At 39.2% G+C, this 19,143-nt stretch carries 25 protein-coding genes, 1 pseudogene and 1 other annotated feature; of the genes and pseudogenes, 11 read left to right on the forward strand and 15 right to left on the reverse strand.

Annotated elements, in window-relative coordinates; translation table 11 throughout:
• Positions 1 to 13 precede the first annotated feature (13 nt).
• The 4 genes from OC530_RS00635 to OC530_RS00650 all read right to left on the reverse strand — a co-directional run bounded on the left by OC530_RS00635 (position 14) and on the right by OC530_RS00650 (position 4,423).
• Entirely contained in the window at positions 14 to 877 is an 864-nt protein-coding gene (locus OC530_RS00635; RefSeq protein ID WP_262078618.1) for a MutR family transcriptional regulator, read from the reverse strand.
• A gap of 1 nt (position 878) precedes the next feature.
• On the reverse strand, positions 879 to 2,780 hold the full coding sequence (locus tag OC530_RS00640) for an ABC-F family ATP-binding cassette domain-containing protein (protein ID WP_262078621.1): 1,902 nt from the start codon (positions 2,778 to 2,780) through the stop codon (positions 879 to 881).
• Between the two features lie 421 nt (positions 2,781 to 3,201).
• The gene (locus OC530_RS00645; RefSeq protein ID WP_001284639.1) at positions 3,202 to 3,477 is read right to left on the reverse strand and encodes an HU family DNA-binding protein; all 276 of its coding nucleotides are present in this window, start codon (positions 3,475 to 3,477) and stop codon (positions 3,202 to 3,204) included.
• A 106-nt stretch (positions 3,478 to 3,583) separates the two neighbouring features.
• Positions 3,584 to 4,423 carry a DegV family protein gene (locus OC530_RS00650; protein WP_173234047.1) on the reverse strand — a complete coding sequence of 280 codons (840 nt, stop codon included), beginning with the start codon at positions 4,421 to 4,423 and terminating at the stop codon, positions 3,584 to 3,586.
• 141 nt (positions 4,424 to 4,564) lie between these two features.
• On the opposite strand from OC530_RS00650, the gene OC530_RS00655 reads away from it, so the two are divergent.
• Positions 4,565 to 5,413 (forward strand): YitT family protein, encoded by an 849-nt coding sequence (locus OC530_RS00655; protein WP_050243034.1) that lies wholly within the window; start codon positions 4,565 to 4,567, stop codon positions 5,411 to 5,413.
• An 87-nt stretch (positions 5,414 to 5,500) separates the two neighbouring features.
• Here the strand turns inward: OC530_RS00655 and OC530_RS00660 are convergent, their stop codons facing one another.
• Positions 5,501 to 6,418, reverse strand: a complete 918-nt coding sequence (locus OC530_RS00660) for a bifunctional riboflavin kinase/FAD synthetase (RefSeq protein ID WP_000587434.1) — start codon at positions 6,416 to 6,418, stop codon at positions 5,501 to 5,503.
• Between the two features lie 307 nt (positions 6,419 to 6,725).
• Here OC530_RS00660 and OC530_RS00665 point away from each other — a divergent pair, with 307 nt between their 5' ends.
• Complete coding sequence (locus tag OC530_RS00665) at positions 6,726 to 6,863, forward strand: SPJ_0845 family protein (RefSeq protein ID WP_000268693.1); 138 nt, start codon at positions 6,726 to 6,728, stop codon at positions 6,861 to 6,863.
• Between the two features lie 50 nt (positions 6,864 to 6,913).
• Positions 6,914 to 7,003 (forward strand): annotated as a pseudogene (locus tag OC530_RS10190) (TIGR03943 family protein); the annotation flags it as partial.
• 266 nt (positions 7,004 to 7,269) lie between these two features.
• Here OC530_RS10190 and rpmA read toward each other — a convergent pair.
• The 4 genes from rpmA to OC530_RS00685 all read right to left on the reverse strand — a co-directional run bounded on the left by rpmA (position 7,270) and on the right by OC530_RS00685 (position 9,141).
• Positions 7,270 to 7,563, reverse strand: a complete 294-nt coding sequence (gene rpmA, locus OC530_RS00670; protein ID WP_000916509.1) for a 50S ribosomal protein L27 — start codon at positions 7,561 to 7,563, stop codon at positions 7,270 to 7,272.
• Positions 7,564 to 7,579: 16 nt separating this feature from the next.
• Positions 7,580 to 7,924 (reverse strand): ribosomal-processing cysteine protease Prp, encoded by a 345-nt coding sequence (locus tag OC530_RS00675; protein ID WP_000613699.1) that lies wholly within the window; start codon positions 7,922 to 7,924, stop codon positions 7,580 to 7,582.
• Positions 7,925 to 7,939: 15 nt separating this feature from the next.
• Positions 7,940 to 8,254: a 50S ribosomal protein L21 gene (gene rplU / locus OC530_RS00680; RefSeq protein ID WP_000109141.1), complete on the reverse strand. Its 315-nt coding sequence runs from the start codon at positions 8,252 to 8,254 to the stop codon at positions 7,940 to 7,942.
• A gap of 36 nt (positions 8,255 to 8,290) precedes the next feature.
• Positions 8,291 to 8,378 (reverse strand) — a sequence feature (ribosomal protein L21 leader region).
• Between the two features lie 58 nt (positions 8,379 to 8,436).
• Positions 8,437 to 9,141: a YoaK family protein gene (locus OC530_RS00685; protein ID WP_218764752.1), complete on the reverse strand. Its 705-nt coding sequence runs from the start codon at positions 9,139 to 9,141 to the stop codon at positions 8,437 to 8,439.
• 395 nt (positions 9,142 to 9,536) lie between these two features.
• Between OC530_RS00685 and OC530_RS00690 the strand changes: the two genes are divergently transcribed.
• On the forward strand, positions 9,537 to 9,836 hold the full coding sequence (locus OC530_RS00690) for a YbaB/EbfC family nucleoid-associated protein (protein ID WP_057488267.1): 300 nt from the start codon (positions 9,537 to 9,539) through the stop codon (positions 9,834 to 9,836).
• A 148-nt stretch (positions 9,837 to 9,984) separates the two neighbouring features.
• Here OC530_RS00690 and OC530_RS00695 read toward each other — a convergent pair whose 3' ends face one another.
• From OC530_RS00695 to OC530_RS00715, 5 genes are read right to left on the reverse strand one after another with little or no spacing between them, the layout of a single operon-like run.
• Positions 9,985 to 10,122, reverse strand: coding sequence for a hypothetical protein (locus tag OC530_RS00695; RefSeq protein ID WP_218764737.1), 138 nt, complete (start codon positions 10,120 to 10,122; stop codon positions 9,985 to 9,987).
• Between the two features lie 42 nt (positions 10,123 to 10,164).
• Positions 10,165 to 11,139, reverse strand: coding sequence for a phosphate acetyltransferase (gene pta / locus OC530_RS00700; RefSeq protein ID WP_173217834.1), 975 nt, complete (start codon positions 11,137 to 11,139; stop codon positions 10,165 to 10,167).
• A 42-nt stretch (positions 11,140 to 11,181) separates the two neighbouring features.
• Positions 11,182 to 12,078 (reverse strand): RluA family pseudouridine synthase, encoded by an 897-nt coding sequence (locus OC530_RS00705; RefSeq protein ID WP_173234045.1) that lies wholly within the window; start codon positions 12,076 to 12,078, stop codon positions 11,182 to 11,184.
• Positions 12,075 to 12,893 (reverse strand): NAD kinase, encoded by an 819-nt coding sequence (locus OC530_RS00710; RefSeq protein WP_000799049.1) that lies wholly within the window; start codon positions 12,891 to 12,893, stop codon positions 12,075 to 12,077. The genes OC530_RS00705 and OC530_RS00710 overlap by 4 nt, the downstream gene beginning before the upstream one ends.
• Complete coding sequence (locus OC530_RS00715; protein WP_173261746.1) at positions 12,877 to 13,548, reverse strand: GTP pyrophosphokinase family protein; 672 nt, start codon at positions 13,546 to 13,548, stop codon at positions 12,877 to 12,879. Before OC530_RS00715 ends, OC530_RS00710 begins: the two co-directional genes overlap by 17 nt.
• Before the next feature lie 127 nt (positions 13,549 to 13,675).
• Here OC530_RS00715 and OC530_RS00720 point away from each other — a divergent pair, with 127 nt between their 5' ends.
• The 7 genes from OC530_RS00720 (at position 13,676) to OC530_RS00750 (ending at position 18,448) form a co-directional block, all read left to right on the forward strand.
• On the forward strand, positions 13,676 to 14,245 hold the full coding sequence (locus OC530_RS00720; RefSeq protein WP_173212809.1) for a CYTH domain-containing protein: 570 nt from the start codon (positions 13,676 to 13,678) through the stop codon (positions 14,243 to 14,245).
• A 112-nt stretch (positions 14,246 to 14,357) separates the two neighbouring features.
• Entirely contained in the window at positions 14,358 to 15,317 is a 960-nt protein-coding gene (locus OC530_RS00725; RefSeq protein WP_049524085.1) for a ribose-phosphate diphosphokinase, read from the forward strand.
• 9 nt (positions 15,318 to 15,326) lie between these two features.
• A complete protein-coding gene (locus tag OC530_RS00730) occupies positions 15,327 to 16,442 on the forward strand; it encodes a cysteine desulfurase family protein (RefSeq protein WP_173212811.1) in 1,116 nt (371 codons plus the stop codon).
• A 4-nt stretch (positions 16,443 to 16,446) separates the two neighbouring features.
• The gene (locus OC530_RS00735) at positions 16,447 to 16,794 is read left to right on the forward strand and encodes a DUF1831 domain-containing protein (RefSeq protein ID WP_000863540.1); all 348 of its coding nucleotides are present in this window, start codon (positions 16,447 to 16,449) and stop codon (positions 16,792 to 16,794) included.
• A gap of 7 nt (positions 16,795 to 16,801) precedes the next feature.
• Positions 16,802 to 17,017 (forward strand): DUF4649 family protein, encoded by a 216-nt coding sequence (locus OC530_RS00740; RefSeq protein ID WP_173276443.1) that lies wholly within the window; start codon positions 16,802 to 16,804, stop codon positions 17,015 to 17,017.
• Between the two features lie 82 nt (positions 17,018 to 17,099).
• The gene (locus OC530_RS00745) at positions 17,100 to 17,741 is read left to right on the forward strand and encodes a redox-sensing transcriptional repressor Rex (RefSeq protein ID WP_000653417.1); all 642 of its coding nucleotides are present in this window, start codon (positions 17,100 to 17,102) and stop codon (positions 17,739 to 17,741) included.
• Between the two features lie 17 nt (positions 17,742 to 17,758).
• Entirely contained in the window at positions 17,759 to 18,448 is a 690-nt protein-coding gene (locus OC530_RS00750) for a gamma-glutamyl-gamma-aminobutyrate hydrolase family protein (protein WP_262078671.1), read from the forward strand.
• Here the strand turns inward: OC530_RS00750 and radC are convergent.
• Positions 18,445 to 19,125, reverse strand: coding sequence for a DNA repair protein RadC (radC, locus tag OC530_RS00755; RefSeq protein WP_262078672.1), 681 nt, complete (start codon positions 19,123 to 19,125; stop codon positions 18,445 to 18,447). The genes OC530_RS00750 and radC overlap by 4 nt on opposite strands.
• Between the last annotated feature and the right edge of the window lie 18 nt (positions 19,126 to 19,143).

Below are 19,143 nucleotides of genomic sequence, written 5' to 3' on the forward strand. Positions count from 1 at the left end.
TTATTTGGGAAAATTAATCTTTGACAAATTTTTCGTAGTGTTCCTGATAGTAGGCTACTTGCTCTGGAAGACCTAGCATGTCAAAAATATGCATGGCTTCTTGCATTTGGCTACAACCTTCTTTACACTTTCCTTTTTGATATAAGGCAAAACCTTTGAGGTAATGTAAAATATTCCGTTCATACAGACTAATGTTTTTACCAATAATCTTCTCTGTATAAGTCTCAAAATAGTTTGCATTGTCAAAAGAAGAATGCTCTAAACAATGCTGGTAACAATTGAGGGCCAAAATCAACACCAATCTCTTATGGCGACCAATCTCTTGGTAAAATTCTTCCCTCTCCATAACTTCTCTACCAATCCGAGTGACATAATCCACATCGTAGAAACTATAAAGGTTACCGAAAAGAATCAACTCATACATGGTCCATTCTTCTGTTTTGAAGAGATAATCTGCTACCTTATCCAAATCATCCTGCTTCATATCATAACTCGAATCTCTTTGACAAATCAGACCTTGTAGCAAAATCCAGTTCAGCTCAAAATAAAGGGGATTGATCGAACTCTTAGCCTTTTCAAGTTGTTCTCTTTGAAGCTTTTGAAAACCTGCAATATCATTTGAGTAGTAAAGCGGAATAATTTGTCCCATCATGGCAACATGTTCATGATTGTGAAAATTTCTTGCCTTGTCCATGAAATTTTCGATTGTTACATGAATGTTATCCAAAATCTCAAAGAAACGCGAGACTGCTAGGTCAGACTCCCCAAGCTCAAAGCGAGATAACTGAGAGGTAGAGCAAGACCCCCCTGCCGCCTCCTTTAAAGAATAATTTCCACTTGTCCGAAATTCACGAAATACTTTTCCAAGATGTTCCATTTTACACCTGCTCTGATAATTCTTCCCACTCAAGCATGGCTTCTTCCTGACGATGGCTGATTTTGTCCAGTTCAGCCTGCAATTCCATCAGTTTGCTGGCATCATTTGTTTCCAACATTTGTTCAGAAATGGCTTGACTTTGACTTTCTAGCTCTTCAATTTCAGCTTCTAGACTTTCGATTTGTCGCATGAGTTTGCGAACTTCTTTTTGACTTTCTTTCTGAGCTTGATAGTCATTAACTGGGCTTGCTTCTTTTGCTTGATTGCTGGTTGAAGCTTCCTCAGTTTGAATCATTTCTACTTCTGATTTCTTCTCAACATAGTAATCGTAATCTCCAAGATAGAGAGTTGATCCATTCTCAGACAATTCCAGTACATGAGTTGCTACACGATTGATAAAGTAACGGTCGTGGCTGACAAATAGAAGAGTTCCATCAAAGTCGATCAAAGCATTTTCCAACACTTCCTTGCTATCAATATCCAAATGGTTGGTTGGCTCATCCAGAATCAAGAAGTTGTTGTTTTCCATGGACAATTTAGCCAAAAGTAAGCGAGCTTTTTCGCCACCAGACAGCATACCGACTGATTTTTTGACATCATCTCCAGAAAAAAGGAAAGCACCTAGGCGGTTACGGATTTCAACTTCCGGTGTCAATTTGAAATCATTCCAAAGTTCATCTAGGACCGTATTACTTGGTGTTAGCTTGCTTTGAGTCTGATCATAGTAACCAACCTCAACATTAGCGCCAAATCGCTTTTCACCCTTGATAAAAGGAATCTGGTCCACAATAGATTTGATAAAGGTTGACTTGCCAATACCATTGGGACCAACGATGGCAACAGCATTCATCTTACGAAGGTCTAGGTTAATCGGTTGTGACAGGACTTCCCCATCATAGCCAATAGCCGCATTTTCAACAGTCAAAACAACATTGCCCGACGTTTTTTCAGACTGGAAGGTCATATTGGCTGATTTCTTACCCGCTTCAGGCTTGTCCAAACGTTCCATTTTTTCCAGTTGTTTGCGGCGAGATTGGGCACGTTTGGTCGTCGAAGCACGGACTAAATTGCGATTGACAAAATCTTCCAGAGCAGCAATTTCCTTCTGTTGCTTTTCATAGTTTTTTGCCTCAGTAGCTAGTTTTTGCTCCTTCAACTCAACAAAACGAGAGTAATTCCCCACATAGCGATCCAAGGAATGCTTGGTCAAATCTAGCGTAATTGTCGCAACCTTGTCTAAGAAATAACGGTCGTGGCTGACAATAATGAGGGCACCGCTATAGTTTACCAAGTAATTCTCTAGCCAGGCAATGGTTTCAATATCCAAGTGGTTGGTTGGTTCGTCCAATACCAAAAGATTGGGCTTTTCAAGTAGCATTTTGGCTAGAGCCAGACGGGTGTTTTGACCACCAGAAAGCTCAGCAATTTTCATCTGCCACATAGATTCGTCAAACTTGAATCCATTTAAAATCGCTCGTATATCAGCTTCATAGGTAAAGCCACCTGCTTGGCGAAAATTCTCAGATAAGCGGTCGTAATCTGACATCAGTTTATCCAAATCAGCACCAGACTTTTCTCCCATCTCCAACTCCATCTGACGCAGTTGTTTCTCAGTCCGACGCAAATCATCAAAGACATGAAGCATTTCATCGTAGATAGTGTTTTCAGATTCAAAACGGCTATCTTGGGCTAGGTAAGATAGAGAAATATCTTTTTTCTTATTGATTTCTCCACTAGTTGGCTCCTCTTCTCCAACCAAAATCTTCAAAAGAGTAGACTTACCTGCTCCATTTTTCCCAACAAGAGCAATCCGGTCTCGTTCATCAACCTGCAGGTTAATATTATCGAAAAGAACCTCTCCTGCAAAAGAACGTTCAATTTTATTAGCTTGTAAAATAATCATACAAGTAGTATAGCATGTTTCCCTAAGGCATTCAAGATAATGGTAAGTATTTTAGCGAAGGGTTTATAACATAAAATAAATTATGTATATTTTATGTTAGATTCCTTCGCTATCTTGTTGGATTTTCTAACCAGCCAATCTTGCTTCAAATAGTTATCGCACAAGTCTATTATTTAATTCTTTTCATTATATACGTACGTATAGCAGATTGAAATAAGATGAGAACAAATCGATTGAGGAAGTAAAATTAATTTCTATAAATGTTTTAGAAATTGTTTCGTACTATTTTAGATTCAACTACTATATATACAATATTTTCGGAGCATTCAACTTTTTAACTCTATTTATTACTAGATTTCATAATTAAAAAGCCTACTGACCAAGCTAGAAAGCTTGATACAATAGGCTTTTTGAACACCAATTATTTAACAGCGTCTTTAAGAGCTTTACCAGCTTTGAATGCTGGAACTTTAGAAGCTGCAATTGTCATTTCTTTACCAGTTTGTGGGTTGCGACCTTTACGTTCTGCACGCTCACGAACTTCAAAGTTACCAAAACCGATCAATTGAACTTTTTCACCAGCTGCAAGATAGTCAGCTACTGCTGCAAATACAGCTTCAACTGCTGCTGCTGAGTCTTTCTTAGTCAATTCTGTAGCTTCTGCTACTTTAGCGATCAAATCTTGTTTGTTTGCCATGTTAACGATTCCTCCAAATAATTTCTAATTAACAAATATAATCATATCCTAAAATCCCTTTTAGGTCAAGTTAAAAACGCTATTTCTTCCCATTTTCTTTATTTTTTTAGGAGTGGTAACGTACCAAAATAGCCCAAGCGTTCTCACCCGTGTGAGTTTGAATAATGGAACCCGTTTCCAAAACAGAAATTGGCTGTTCAACATAAGCTTGTAAGCTTTCTTTCATCTCTTTTGCCCAATCAGCACTACCAGAATATGAAATTCCAATCTCTGCTACAGAACGTTCAGAAAGCGATGTTATCAACTCATCTAACCATTTTTTAAAAGTTTTAGCTCCACGACCTTTAACCATTGGCTGCAATTCATGGTCTTTCATTTGCATGACAACACGGATATTGAGAAGGGAGCTTAACAATCCAGTTACACGGCCAATTCGTCCACCTTTTACTAGATTTTCTAGAGTAGAAACGCCAATATAGAGCTCCGTATGGTTTTTAACCTCTTCTACATGAGCTAAAATTGTCTCCATGTCTTTGCCTTCTTGAGCTAATCTCGCAGCCTCAACAACTTGGAATTTCAAGGCTTGGTCAGTGAAGGAACTATCAACAACAGTCACATCTGCAGTAGATAAACTAGCACCTTGGCGTGCTGCTTCTACAGTCCCCGAAAGAGCATGAGACATATGAATAGCAAGAATCTGGCTACCATCCTTGCACAGGTCTTCAAAAACTTCAGCAAAGACACCTACAGGCGGCTGACTTGTTTTCGGAAGATTCTTAGCTTCTTGCATCAAGTGAAGAAATTTACCTTCTTCTTTCAAATCAGCATCAGAATAAACAACATTATCAATCATTACAGATAGTGGCACTACCGTAATATCTAATTGCTTTACTAGTTCTGGTTCAATAGTAACAGATGAATCGGTTACAATCTTAATTTTTGTCATAGTATCAATCTTTCTATTTTAGGATTCAGATTGGTTTTCTTACTTTTAATTATATCAAAAAAAGATTAAAAATCCTAATGGAGTCACTCAAATTTTCCGTAAAAATTTGATATAATCAACTTATAAGAAAAGAGGTGTCCTATGATTAAAAAAATTTACCCCATTTTAACCATTTTACTAGGTGCTGCTATTTATGCTTTTGGTCTAACTTATTTTGTAGTTCCTCATCATCTCTTTGAAGGAGGGGCAACAGGTATTACCCTTATCACCTTTTATCTTTTTAAAATCCCTGTTTCGCTCATGAACTTGCTGATTAACATTCCCCTTTTCATCCTAGCTTGGAAAATATTTGGAGCAAAATCCCTCTATTCTAGTTTGCTAGGAACCTTAGCCTTATCCGCCTGGTTAGCCTTTTTTGAGCGTATTCCACTTCATATTGATCTTCAAGGTGATTTACTAATCACTGCTCTTATAGCTGGGATTCTATTGGGAATTGGTCTTGGAATTATCTTTAATGCTGGAGGTACAACTGGCGGAACTGATATTCTAGCTCGTATTCTCAATAAATACACTCATATATCAATGGGAAAACTGCTCTTTATCTTAGATTTTTGTATTCTCATGCTCATTCTCCTTATCTTCAAGGATTTGAGATTGGTTTCCTACACACTCTTATTTGATTTTATCGTTTCTCGTGTCATTGATTTGATTGGCGAAGGAGGCTATGCTGGTAAAGGCTTTATGATTATCACAAAACGTCCTGACCAACTTGCTAAAGCGATTAATGATGACCTAGGAAGAGGCGTTACTTTCATCTCAGGTCAAGGCTACTATAGTCAAAAAGATTTGAAGATTATCTACTGTATTGTCGGTAGAAATGAGATTGTGAAAATGAAGGAAATGATTCATCGAATCGATCCTCAAGCCTTTATCACTATTACAGAAGCCCACGAAATCCTTGGAGAAGGATTTACCTTTGAAAAAGAATAAAAAGAGGTAATGTCGTGACCTCAAAAGTTAGACTAAATCATCTATCTTTTGGGTTACAAACAACCTCTTTTTTGTTTACTCAAGCTCTTAAGACCAATTTCGAGCTACTTCTTCATCAGCCTTTAACTGATCCACTAATTGATCAACAGAATCAAATTTGGTCATATCTCGAATGCGATCAAGCCAATAAACCATGACGGTTTCCCCATAAATATCTTGATTAAAATCAAAAATATTGACTTCAAAACGTGCTTCTTCTCCATCAAAGGTCACGTTTTTCCCGACACTAGCCATAGCACGATACTTCTGTCTTTGAATCTCAACATCAACGACATAAACGCCATCTGCTGGCATATAAGTACGGTCTAAAAGCACCAAATTAGCTGTTGGATAACCAATCGTACGACCACGAGCATTACCATGAACCACCATACCTCTGGATGGAAGCGGTGCCCCCAAAAGTTCTCCTGCTTCTTTCACATTTCCATCTAAAATAGCTTGACGGATACGAGTTGAACTAATCTTTCCTTTCTCATCTTCTATAGGTGGAACAATGATAACTTCTCCATCAAAGTAATCCTTTAAATCTTCTGCTGTTTTTTTGTCAGAACCAAATGTATAATCAAAACCTGCAACAATAATTTTGGCATTCATAGCCTTGATATAAGTTGCAAAAAATTCTTCTGCCGTGAGACTAGCGAATTGACTACTAAAATCAAGGAGATATAATTCTTCTACACCTTCGCGCTTTAATTTTCTTTCACGTTCAGCAGGGTTCAAAATATGCAAAAACAAATCTGGATGATAAGGCTCTAAAGCGATCTTTGGAGATTCATTAAAGGTCATAACGACGATAGGCAATAAATCCTTTCTCGCAGCTTTGTTGGCAACACGAAATAATTCTTGATGCCCCTTATGTATGCCATCAAAATAGCCGAGAACAACGACTGAATCAGATGGTGTGCCAATATCTTTTTGGTTTTTTATAGGAATAGTAATAATCATAAAATAATTATATCATAGCGATAGCTATTTCTGGAACAGAAAATCTGAAATGTCGTTTTTTTCACCTGAAGTGTAGCTGTTTTCAAAAAGCACTTCACTCTATCGTTGCTTAACTATGAACTTTGCAATATTCTTCTCAAAAACTTGTAGGCCATCTTCAAAAGTTTGAAAGGAGTGATTAGACTTGTTCGGTAACCATAAAGTGTCATACTATGCTTATGTATGAAAAAGCAATGCAACTAACTCCTGAGAACTTTAAATTACTAATTGGTGCCGAAAAGGTAGAATTTAGAATCGAGGTACACCTATGGCTGTAAAATTTACAAAACGAGACAACTTGTGCAAGATATTTGAAGAGTTTCCTAAACTCCCTGATTTGAAGCAAGTCACTTTCCCTGATGACAAAGAAAAAAGCCAAAGCAGTAAAGAAAAACTAGATGACTGATTTTCAACAACTCCCATCCAGTGTGCTTCAGATTGGAGCTATTTTTCTCTCCGTCTGTTAGCTTGGATTCTCAGACAGTTTCAGTTAAAGAATATCATTTTCCCTTATCAGAAGGAACGGCTCAAGCCATTCAGACAAGTTAAGGGACGACAAGCCAATATTTGAAACCAGATACCAGTTCTTATAGTCAATTGAAATAAAATCTGAAGAAATCGAGTAGGAAACTCAAATCAATTTTTAGCAGTGTTCTATTCCAGATTCAATCCACTATACATATTAAAAAGTATGGGTACCAAAACAAAAAAACAGGCTCTCCGAAAAACTCGGAAAGCCTTATTTAATGCTACTTCTAGCTTCCTCGCCTTTACATTTCAAGGCTCAGGATAAAAAGGTTCACTGAACCTTTTTATTTAGCGATTGGGTAAACAGAAACTTGTTTTTTATCGCGTCCTTTACGTTCAAAGCGTACTACGCCTTCAACTTTAGCGAACAAAGTATCGTCTCCACCACGTCCAACGTTTACACCTGGGTAGATGTGTGTACCACGTTGACGGTAAAGGATTGATCCACCTGTTACAGTTTGTCCGTCAGCTGCTTTAGCTCCAAGACGTTTTGCTTGTGAATCACGTCCGTTTGATGTAGAACCTCCACCTTTTTTGTGGGCGAAAAGTTGCAAGTTATTAAGAGTCATTTTTAACATAATGTTTTCCTCCGTGTTAGTTTTCTGTGATAACTCTGGTTTGGACGAACTCAGAAGAGTTCTCCGATAAGTTTGCCATACCTAAGAAAAATGATTCAAAGAATAACTGAGTCATTTCTCTCTGGTGTGAAGGAAGATCTTTTGGAATTTCAACCATCAGATAGCCACCTTCATCTTCGTTTAATTCTAGGATTGGTTCATAGCCTGCAAATTTCTCAATAGAATTAATAAAGTTAATGGCAAGCGTAGAAACCGATGCACACACGACATCTAAGCCGTATTCGCCACTTTCGGCGTGTCCAGTAATTTCCGCACTCCTCAGCTCGCCATCTTCGGCTCTCTCAAAGACTGCCTGTATCATGTGTTCTCCTTAAAATTAAGCGTTGATTGCGTTGATGACAACTTTTGTATATGGTTGACGGTGACCTTGTTTACGGTGGCTACCTTTTTTAGGTTTGTACTTGTAAGTAACCACTTTCTTTTGTTTTCCTTGTTTTTCAACAGTTCCAACTACAGTAGCTCCAGCAACAAGTGGAGTTCCGACAACAGTGTTTTCACCACCAACAAGAACAACTTCGTTAAAAGTAACTTCTTGACCAGCTTCAACGTTCAATTTTTCAACGTAAACTGCTTGACCAACTTCAACTTTAACTTGTTTTCCGCCAGTTTTGATAATTGCGTATGTGCTCATTATGCACCTCCTATGATTTTTATGGGTTTCCCCAATTTTTTTGTGAAGACTCGCCTAGCATCGTGGGACGAACCACTTAAACTTGAATAATCAAGCAACGATGTTCGTGCGGTTGCACAGGATCGTGCATAGTCAACTCTTCAAGTATAGCATATCTCCTATTTTCTTACAAGTAATAACACCTAAAATGAAGCTTTTTCTTTTACTTTTTTCTGCCACGAGGCAAAAAGCATGCTGAGGTAAAAAATACTCATCATAATAGGAACACCAAGAATGGTCTTTTCATGATAAAAAATCGTCAAATAGGCTGAAAAGACGACGCCAAGGACAAAACTACTAAGCAGGCTAACAAATATGAACCCTTCACGCAAAAAAGGAGTGTGCTTGGTTCGGAAATAATCTCCAAAAGCCAGCATGGTCCGTTTGATATTCCCTGTCATAAAGGCATTATTGTAAGCAATACCCGACACTTCTCCAAAAGCAGTTGTCACCAGTCCCATGCAGAAGGCCAAGGGCGGTACTAGATAGATATTATCCACAGTCTGAGGCACAAAACCAATAACTATTGATAGGATTGCCAAAGGAATCAGTGACAGAATTGGCTTTTTCACAATTCTCAATTTTTCCTTATAAATCGTTAGTAAAAAAACTCCCAGCATAAACGCTATTAAGGTTAAAAGCTTATCCCTAACATCCGAAACATTATTCTGTATTAGCTCTACCGAAAGAAAGACAACATTTCCAGTTTGTCCAGCTACAAGGGTATTCCCGCGAACAATAAAAGTGTAAGCATCCACATATCCAGCACAAAACGTCAAAAAAAGTGCTAACCTTTTAGACTGACGTGATATTTTTCTTATAGGTAATAACCTCATTTTCCCTCCCATTGTATTTTCTCTTAGAATATTGTACCATTTTCTTTCTAAAAAATCGTAGGCTACCATTTAGATTTTACTATTAGCATAATAATAGATAACTATTTATCCAAAAATAGATAGAGATAACATGTTTGTAAACAAAGCATACGAACCTTTAGTAAAATCATTTCCATGAAACTAGAATAGAGCCCCTCTTAGCAAAAATCATTATTTTAATTTATTTCTAATCACTCCTTGACATAAATAACTCTCACCAATAAAAGACTATGTCTTAAAAAAATGGTATAATAAAATCAATACTTGGGCTTGATGGATATGCTACTAATAACAATTAGGAGAGAAAATCAGGCACTTGTTAACAACAAGGATTATCCCCTTGAGATGAAAGGAACTTTAGAAATCTTATGATGAACATGCAAAACATGATGCGTCAAGCACAAAAACTTCAAAAACAAATGGAACAAAGCCAGGCCGAACTTGCTGCCATGCAATTTGTTGGCAAATCTGCTCAAGACCTTGTCCAAGCGACCTTAACTGGAGATAAGAAAGTTATCAGCATTGATTTCAATCCAGCTATCATTGACCCAGAGGACCTTGAAACTCTTTCTGATATGACCGTTCAAGCCATCAACTCTGCTCTTGAACAAATCGATGAAACTACCAAGAAAAAACTGGGTGCTTTCGCTGGGAAATTGCCATTCTAAAAACAAGGAGCTAGAACAATACTTGTCGATAACAAAGGCTAAGAAAGGTGCAAAAATTATAAAAAACGCATAATAGCAGGTGTCAAAACACTCAATATTATGCGTTTTCTAATGAAAAAATTCTCTTTTCATACTCATTTAATACTCTTCAAAAATCAAATTCAAACCATATCAGCGTCGGCTTGTCGTAGGTATGGTTCCTGACTTCGTCAGTCTTATCTGCAACCTCAAAGCAGTGCTTTGAGCAACCTGCGGCTAGTTTCCTAGTTTGCTCTTTGATTTTCATTGAGTATAAAAAGCCTCTTCCCAAGGGAAAGAGGACTAAATCTTATTGATGAACAGCTTGAGCTGCTGTGATGAGAGTCAAATTGTAAACATCTTCTGCACTACATCCACGTGAAAGGTCATTAACTGGCTTATTCAAACCTTGTAAAACAGGTCCCACAGCTGAGAAACCACCGAGACGTTCTGCAATCTTGTAACCGATATTTCCAGCTTCGATACTTGGGAAAATAAATACAGTTGCTTGTCCAGCAACTTTACTTCCTGGAGCTTTTAAAGCTGCCGTTTCAGGGTGGAAGGCAGCGTCAAATTGCAATTCCCCATCTATTTCAAGATCTGGGCGTAGTTCGTGCGCACGTTGTGTAGCTGCTACTACCTTATCAACGTTATCACCAAAACCAGAACCTTTACTTGAATAGCTCAACATAGCAATTTTTGGTTCTATACCAAACATTTTCGCAGTGATTGCTGAATTAATCGCAATTTCAGCCAAGGCATCTGCATCAGGATTGATATTGATAGCACAGTCACCAAATAGGTAACGTTCTGAACCACGAGTCATTAGGAAGGCACCTGAAGTACGAGTAACATTAGGACGAGTTTTAATGATTTGAAGGGCTGGACGAACTGTTGCAGCAGTTGAGTGAAGTGCACCTGAAACCATACCGTCAACCAAGCCCATATATACTAGCATTACACCAAAGTAGTTAACGTCTTCACGTAAGAGTCTAGTAGCTTCTTCTTCTGATATCTTACCGTTTCGACGTTCAACGAGCGCAGCAACCATTTCGTCAAACTTAGCGTAGTGGTCAGGATCGATGACTTCATAACCCTCGTGAATCCCTTCAATTTCAAGGTAAATTTTAATTTTTTCTGGTTTACCAAGCAAGACTGGAATAACATCTGTTTCTTTTACCAAGCGTTTCGTAGCTTGAAGAATACGAGGTTCTTTTCCTTCAGGTAGAACGATGCGGACATTTTTACCAACTAGGTTGGCTCTTAGACTTTCAAAAACTTCCATGAGTTTTCTCCTTTAAAATAATAAATTATACTCTAATATATTTTATTGAGTATTAGTTGATAACTGTTTAATAAGGTTACTGAAATCATCCGGCAAGAGACTTGATACCTGCAAGTCTTGCTCTAAAAATGGATGATAAAAGGATAGGTAATGGCAATGCAGGGCCTGACGTTGAATGCCGTCGTCCAGACTACCTCCGTACAAATCATCGCCCAACAAAGGGAAACCAATATGAGAAAAATGGACTCGGATTTGGTGGGTACGTCCAGTATGCAGGCGAATGTCGACCAAGTGGATATTTCCATAAGAAGCGACAATCTTGTAGGAAGTATGGGCGTACTTCCCACCTTTAGCTACTCTTCTAGTGATAATAGAGTCTTCATCACGCGCAATCGGAGCAATAATTTCTCCTTCAGGCTCTAAATATCCATCTCCTTTAACCAGAGCAAAGTAGCGTTTTTCAATGGACTTCTTCTGCAACTGCTTGTCTAATCGTGCATGGGCATAGCCGTGCTTGGCAAAGAGCATCAAGCCAGAAGTATCTCTATCAAGCCTGGTTACAATGTGAACCTGCTGATTTTCATAATTTTGCTTGACGTAGTAACCCTTGATAAAATTGGCAATGGTATTGGAGTGGTTAACACTAGGAATAGAAGCAACTCCATAGGATTTATTCAAGACTAGAAAATGGTCATCCTCATAGAGAATATCCAGTGGGCGCTCGATAGCTTCTAGAGTTTCAAAACCTTCCTCAGCAGGAATATCAATGGTAACGCGGTCTCCAATGTCCAATAGATAAGTTGCATTTTGCGGTTGGTCATTGACTAGAATAGCTCCACCTCGAAACTTAATCTTGGCCAAAAGTCCCTTAGAAACCTCGTGCTTTTTTAAGAAGGTCTTAACCTTGACATGCTCATCTGCGATAAATTCAAACCTCATTCGTCCACCTCGCCGATAAAGGCATCTTTAACGCGGTTCCAGAAGCTGGTATGGCTAGGAGTCGCGACAAAGTGAATCTTATGATGATCAATTTGATACTCGATTCGCTCGATACTACGAAAAGAATAGACACTATTGTCAACCGAAATGGTGTGGTAATCATTTCTTGTTGGAATGAGTTCAATCTTATCCTTCTTAGGCACAATAATGGAAGAGCCCAGAGTTCGATAGACACGATTATTAAGGCTGGCAATTTCCGTTAATTGCAAAGCTTCAATGGTAGGGTGTAAAACAGCACCACCAAGAGACTTGTTATAGGCAGTGCTACCAGTCGGTGTCGAAACTGTTAAGCCATCTCCGCGAAAACGTTCAAAGGGAACACCATTGATGACAATATCTGCCACCATGGTTCGATCAGACCTGCGGATGCTGGCTTCGTTGAGGGCACGAAAAATCTTGACCTCTCCATTTCCAAGAAAAACCTTCACATTTAGAACAGGGTAAGAAACCCTTGCTCCGGTATCTAGCTGCAAATTGGTCATTAACTTATCCAACTCAAAATCACGATAATCGGTATAAAAGCCCAGATGTCCTGTATGAAGACCGATGAAGCGTACCTTATCAAGTTGGTCTTCATACTTATGAAAGGCCGACAAGAGCATGCCATCTCCACCAATGGAAATGACAATGTCCGGACTACTATCATTGAGTATAAACTGATTTCTCTTCAAACGATCTCGCAATTCATACAAAACCCTTTGACTCTGCGGTTTTCTATTGGCTATCAAGTCAATTCGTTTACCTGTATTCTTCATCTGTATCGTCACTATTTCCTACACCGTCATTTAATTTTCTACTCAAGGGATCAAAAAGAGCCTGGGCTTCCTGGATGTCATCACGAATTTCACCCATTTCTTCATCCAATTGATGGGCGATTCTAGCTGTAATTTCCAGTCGCTTCTTAATCTCATCTGGGAAATCCCCTTGGTACTTGTAGTTGAGAGAATGTTCTATCGTTGCCCAAAAATTCATGGCCAAGGTACGAATTTGAATTTCCGCCAAAATGGTCTTGGCTCCATTGATGGTATCAACCGTATATTCTACTACCACGTGATAGGAACGGTAGCCTGATGCTTTTCGATGAGTAATGTAATCTCGCTCCTGTATGATCTGCATATCCTGACGTTTGCGCAAAATCTCCACTACTTCCTTAACGTCATCTACAAACTGAACCATCACACGCAAACCAGCAATATCCTGCAAATCGTGTTCCAAGGTCGCATAAGTAATGCCACGACGAGCCATTTTTTCTTTGATACTCTCAATTGGCTTAACTCGACCAGTCACAAACTCAATCGGAGAATGCTTATTTTGCTTACGATATTGCTTACGAATACCACGAAGTTTAATCTTTAACTCACCAACAGCTTGAATGTAAGGATCTAGAAATTCTTCCCATTCTAAGGTCATATATTCTCCCTTGTTCTCATATTATCCTTCAAAAATATCTTTGATTTTTTCTCCAGATTCATATACAATAAATACAATGCTTATTATACCATAATCCGCTTTCAACGATAAAGAAAAGGTAAGAAAAATGAAACATTTAGAAATTGAATTGAAAACACTATTGAAAAAAGATGAATACAATCGTCTAAAAGACCAGTTCACAGACGTCACTCCTGTTCTTCAAAAAAACCACTACATGGACACACCTGATTTTGAACTGCGAGAAAAGAAAATTGCTATGCGCATTCGAACCTTTGAAGACTGGGCAGAATTGACACTCAAAGTCCCGCAGAGTGTTGGAAACATGGAATACAACCAAAAATTGCAACTAAAAGATGCTGAAAACTATCTGTCTAAGGAAGAACTTCCTCAAGGGCTAGTACTGGATGAATTGGCGAAACATGGCATCCAAAGCAAGAACTGGCAGGTACTTGGTTGTCTAACAACACTTCGCTATGAAATGCAAACAGCTATCGGTCTCATGGCTCTGGATGAAAGTCAATACTTTGATATGACGGATTACGAATTGGAGCTTGAAGTGGAAAATCACGAGCAAGGCAAACAAGATTTCCAAAAATTTTTAGAGGAAAATCAGATTTCTTATCAAAAAGCTCCTTCAAAATTGGTTCGATTTGTCAAAAGTATGAAAAATAGCTGAAATAATCTCCATTTTTTGGTAAAATAGAAAAGATAAAAATACACAAATCCCAGTTCATATAGGTAAGGCAAATATCACTAGGATTTAAAAAGTTTACAGAGGACGGTCTATAATGTCAGATAGAAAAAACATGAAACTTTTCGCACTCAACTCTAACCAAGAGATTGCACAGAAAATTGCTCAAGCTGTTGGTGTCCCACTTGGAAAACTATCGTCACGTCAATTTTCAGACGGAGAAATCCAAGTGAATATCGAAGAAAGTGTCCGTGGTTATGATGTTTACATCATCCAATCAACAAGTTTCCCTGTTAACAACCACCTAATGGAATTGTTGATCATGGTCGACGCTTGTGTGCGCGCAAGTGCCCACAGTATCAACGTTGTCCTTCCATATTTTGGCTATGCACGTCAAGACCGCATTGCTTGTCCTCGTGAGCCACTTACAGCTAAACTAGTTGCCAATATGCTGGTTAAGGCTGGTGTTGACCGTATCCTGACTCTTGATTTGCATGCCGTTCAGGTTCAAGGTTTCTTTGATATTCCAGTGGATAATCTTTTCACTGTTCCCCTATTTGCAAAACATTACTGCGATAAGGGACTACTCGGTTCAGATGTTGTTGTCGTTAGCCCTAAAAATTCAGGTGTCAAACGTGCGCGTAGCTTGGCTGAATATCTTGATGCTCCTATCGCCATTATCGACTATCCTCAAGACGATGCAACTCGCAACGAAGGTTATATCATTGGTGATGTTGAAGGTAAGAAAGCCATCTTGATTGACGATATTTTAAATACAGGACGCACCTTCTCTGAAGCTGCTAAAATCGTTGAACGTGAAGGGGCTACAGAAATTTATGCTGTTTCTAGCCACGGTCTCTTCGTCGAGGGAGCTGCTGAACTTCTTGACAATACTAAGATTAAAGAAATTCTTGTGACTGATTCAGTAGCAACAAAAGAAAAAACTCCTAAAAACGTATGCTACATCACTGCTAGTGAGTTAATTGGTGACGCCATCGTCCGTATCCACGAAAGAAAACCAGTCAGCCCACTCTTTGCCTACAACAAAAAGAAATAAGGTGATTCTTTGATTTATTTGGACAATGCTGCGACAACTCCTATGTCAGCAGTTGCTATTTCAGCTATGACCAAGGTGATGCAAGAAACCTACGGCAACCCTTCTAGTATTCATGGTCATGGTCGTCAAGCTGGTAAACTCTTACGAGAAGCCCGTCAGGAACTAGCTCAGTTACTGGGGACAAAACCTCAACATATCTTTTTCACTTCTGGTGGGACAGAAGGCAACAATACTGCTATCATTGGTTACTGCCTTCGTCACCAAGAACAAGGAAAACATATTATCACAACTGCTATTGAGCACCATGCTGTCCTTGAAACAATTGATTACTTGGTTCAACACTTTGGGTTTGAAGCAACCATTATCCAGCCAGAAAATCAAGAAATCACCGCCCAGCAAATTCAAGAGGCCTTACGTGACGATACGATTTTGGTTTCTACCATGTTTGCCAATAATGAGACTGGAAACCTACTGCCCATTGCTGAAATTGGCCAAATACTCAAGCAACACCCAGCCGCCTATCATGTCGATGCAGTTCAGGCTATTGGTAAAATCCCTATACACCCAGAAGAATTGGGCATTGATTTTCTCACTGCTTCTGCCCACAAGTTCCATGGTCCTAAGGGAATCGGTTTTCTCTACGCATCTAGCATGGATTTTGATTCCTATCTTCATGGCGGAGACCAAGAACAGAAAAAACGAGCCGGAACTGAAAATCTAGCTGCCATCGTGGGTATGGTTGCAGCCCTAAAAGAAGACCTAGAAAAACAGGAAGAACATTTCCAACATGTACAAAATCTAGAAACTGCCTTTCTTGCAGAGCTAGAAGGAATTCAGTATTACGTGAATAGAGGACAACATCATCTCCCTTATGTTCTCAATATTGGATTTCCTGGTCAGAAAAACGACCTCTTACTCCTTCGGCTAGATTTGGCTGGAATTTCAATCTCTACTGGCTCAGCCTGTACGGCAGGCATTGTCCAATCCAGCCATGTTCTTGAAGCCATGTACGGGGCAAATTCAGAACGCTTGAAGGAATCCGTTCGTATCAGTCTCTCGCCAGAAAATACTGTTGAAGACCTACATACCCTCGCAAAGACCTTAAAAGAAATTATCGGAGGTTAGCCATATGGCATTTGAAAAAACCATTCAGTTAAAAAATTGTCGTTACGACTACACTCTTAGCCCTTCTGTTAAAAAATTCACCCTTAAGGACAACACCTTTTTTGAGACTAAGGTTGGTAACTATGAATTGACTCGCCTACTTGAAAAAGTGCCAAACAGCGGTGAAGGCTTCCAACTCAAAATCATCATTAACAAGGAACTTACAGGTGCTAAAATCAATATCACTGACAAGTTTGGGCTACGTCTAGTTGATATTTTCAAATCAGAAGACCACCACATTCATCAGGAAAAATTCTATTTCCTCATGGATAGCTTGGTAGAACGTGGTGTCTTTACAAAATCGGAAAGATAGAGCCAAAATGTTTGAACTGACCTATAAGGACAGCTATCGGGTAGAGCGTACACTCAAGTATGAGGATTATGAAGCTCTCATGCTGGCTTTGTCAGGATGTGTGACCCTACCAGATACACTTTATGTGACTTCTTTGACTTTTGAGGGGCAGGAAGTTTACCAAGGATTGGTTGGAGACCTCTACCGTTTTCTATCACATGCAGAATTTTTACATCAAAACTAAGATTTTTCTTAGTTTTTTCTTGTTTTTGTTGATTTTTTCACAATGTTTCTATAAAATAGAAGAATAGAAAGGTTGTGATTTTGTGAAAGATAAACAGTCTGCTATTCCAAAAGCTACAGCGAAAAGACTCTCTCTCTACTATCGAATTTTTAAGAGATTTCATGCAGAAAAGATTGAACGTGCCAACTCTAAACAAATTGCAGAGGCTATCGGTATTGATTCAGCGACAGTTCGTCGTGATTTTTCCTATTTTGGTGAACTAGGTCGTCGTGGTTTTGGCTATGATGTCAAAAAACTGATGACGTTTTTTGCCGATTTGCTCAATGATAACTCCATTACCAATGTCATGCTAGTAGGTATTGGAAATATGGGTCATGCCCTTCTCCACTACCGCTTCCACGAGCGTAACAAGATGAAGATTATCATGGCCTTTGACCTAGATGACCATCCTGAAGTCGGTACCCAAACTCCTGACGGGATTCCCATTTACGGAATTTCTCAAATCAAGGATAAAATCAAGGATGCTGATGTCAAGACTGCTATCCTGACCGTTCCCAGCGTCAAGTCACAAGAGGTCGCTAATCTCTTGGTTGATGCTGGCGTAAAAGGAATTCTTAGTTTTTCACCAGTTCATCTGCATTTACCAAAAGATGTGGTCGTTCAGTATGTCGATTTGACAAGTGAACTCCAAACCCTCCTCTATTTCATGCGAAAAGAGGATTAGAAAGCGAAAATCATTTTATGAAAAAACCAGTTATAGGGATTACAGGAAACGAAAAAACTCATCCTGATGATGACATCATGATGAGCTACGCAGCAAAAGGCTTTGTTGAAGGCGTTAAAGACGCTGGAGGGATTCCCATCATCCTACCGATTGGTGATCAAGAAATGGCCTGCCACTATATCAGTATGATTGACAAGCTCATCTTGACAGGTGGGCAAAATGTTGATCCAAAATTCTATGGTGAACCAAAAACCATTGATAGCGATGACTACCACCTTCAAAGAGATATCTTCGAACTAGCCCTCATCAAGGAAGCTATCAAACAGCAAAAGCCGATTTTCTCTGTCTGTCGTGGGACTCAGCTTTTTAACGTTGCCATGGGCGGAACTCTGTACCAAGATATCGAAGACCATTGGCAGGATTGTTCTGCCGAGTACACAACTCAACGCTTGGTGACAGAGCCTGATACAGTTCTTCGAGAAATCTATGGAGAAATTTCCCATATCAACTCCTTCCACCACCAGAGCATCAAGGATTTAGCACCAAATTTAAAGATTGCAGCTCATGATCCTAAAGATGGTATCATTGAGGCTGTCATGAGTACGGATGATGTCCCCTTTCTCGGTGTCCAATGGCACCCAGAATTTCTATTTGAAAATCGTCCCAAAGATAAAAACCTCTTTGACTATGTTGTTAATGAACTTTAGATTAAATCCGTCTTTTCACGATAACTAAAGTAATTAGAATGTGAGACAATCAAATGGTCCAAGAGGACAATCCCCATCAGGTCGCAGGCTTCTTTGACAAGTTTAGTGACATGATCATCATTACGGCTAGGCGATACCGCTCCTGAAGGATGATTGTGAACCAAGATGAGAGAGGTCGCCATATGCTTGATGGCATAGTGAAGAATCTCTCGCGGTTCAGCGATACTACGAGTTGCAGAACCGATAAAAATGGTCTGTTGATGGATGATTTGATTTTGAGTATTGAGATAGAGCGCCACCAGGTGCTCTTGTTTTTTATGTCCCAATTCCTGCTGCATCTTCTTGGCCAACTTTTGACTGCTGAGAATACTTTCCATTTCAAGGGTCTCATGTTTATGAATACGATGCCCCAATTCAATCATAGCTTGCAACTCTATAGCCTTAACACGACCGATACCAGACAGACTCTGCAATTCCTGCAGGGTCATTTTTTTCAAATCCGTTAGGCTTGAAAGGTTGTTCAAGACTTTCTGGGCAATTTCAAAAACGCTGGCTTGACGTGTTCCTGTCCTAAGTAAAATAGCTAGCAACTCTTGGTTACTGAGCGCTTCTACTCCTTCCTTGGCTAGTCTTTCTCTTGGCAATAGTGAATCTTCTTGGAATGAAATACTGTACATAAAAATCCTCCTCACTTT

The sequence above is a fragment of the Streptococcus sp. Marseille-Q5619 genome, assembly GCF_946901205.1.
Classification (GTDB): domain Bacteria; phylum Bacillota; class Bacilli; order Lactobacillales; family Streptococcaceae; genus Streptococcus.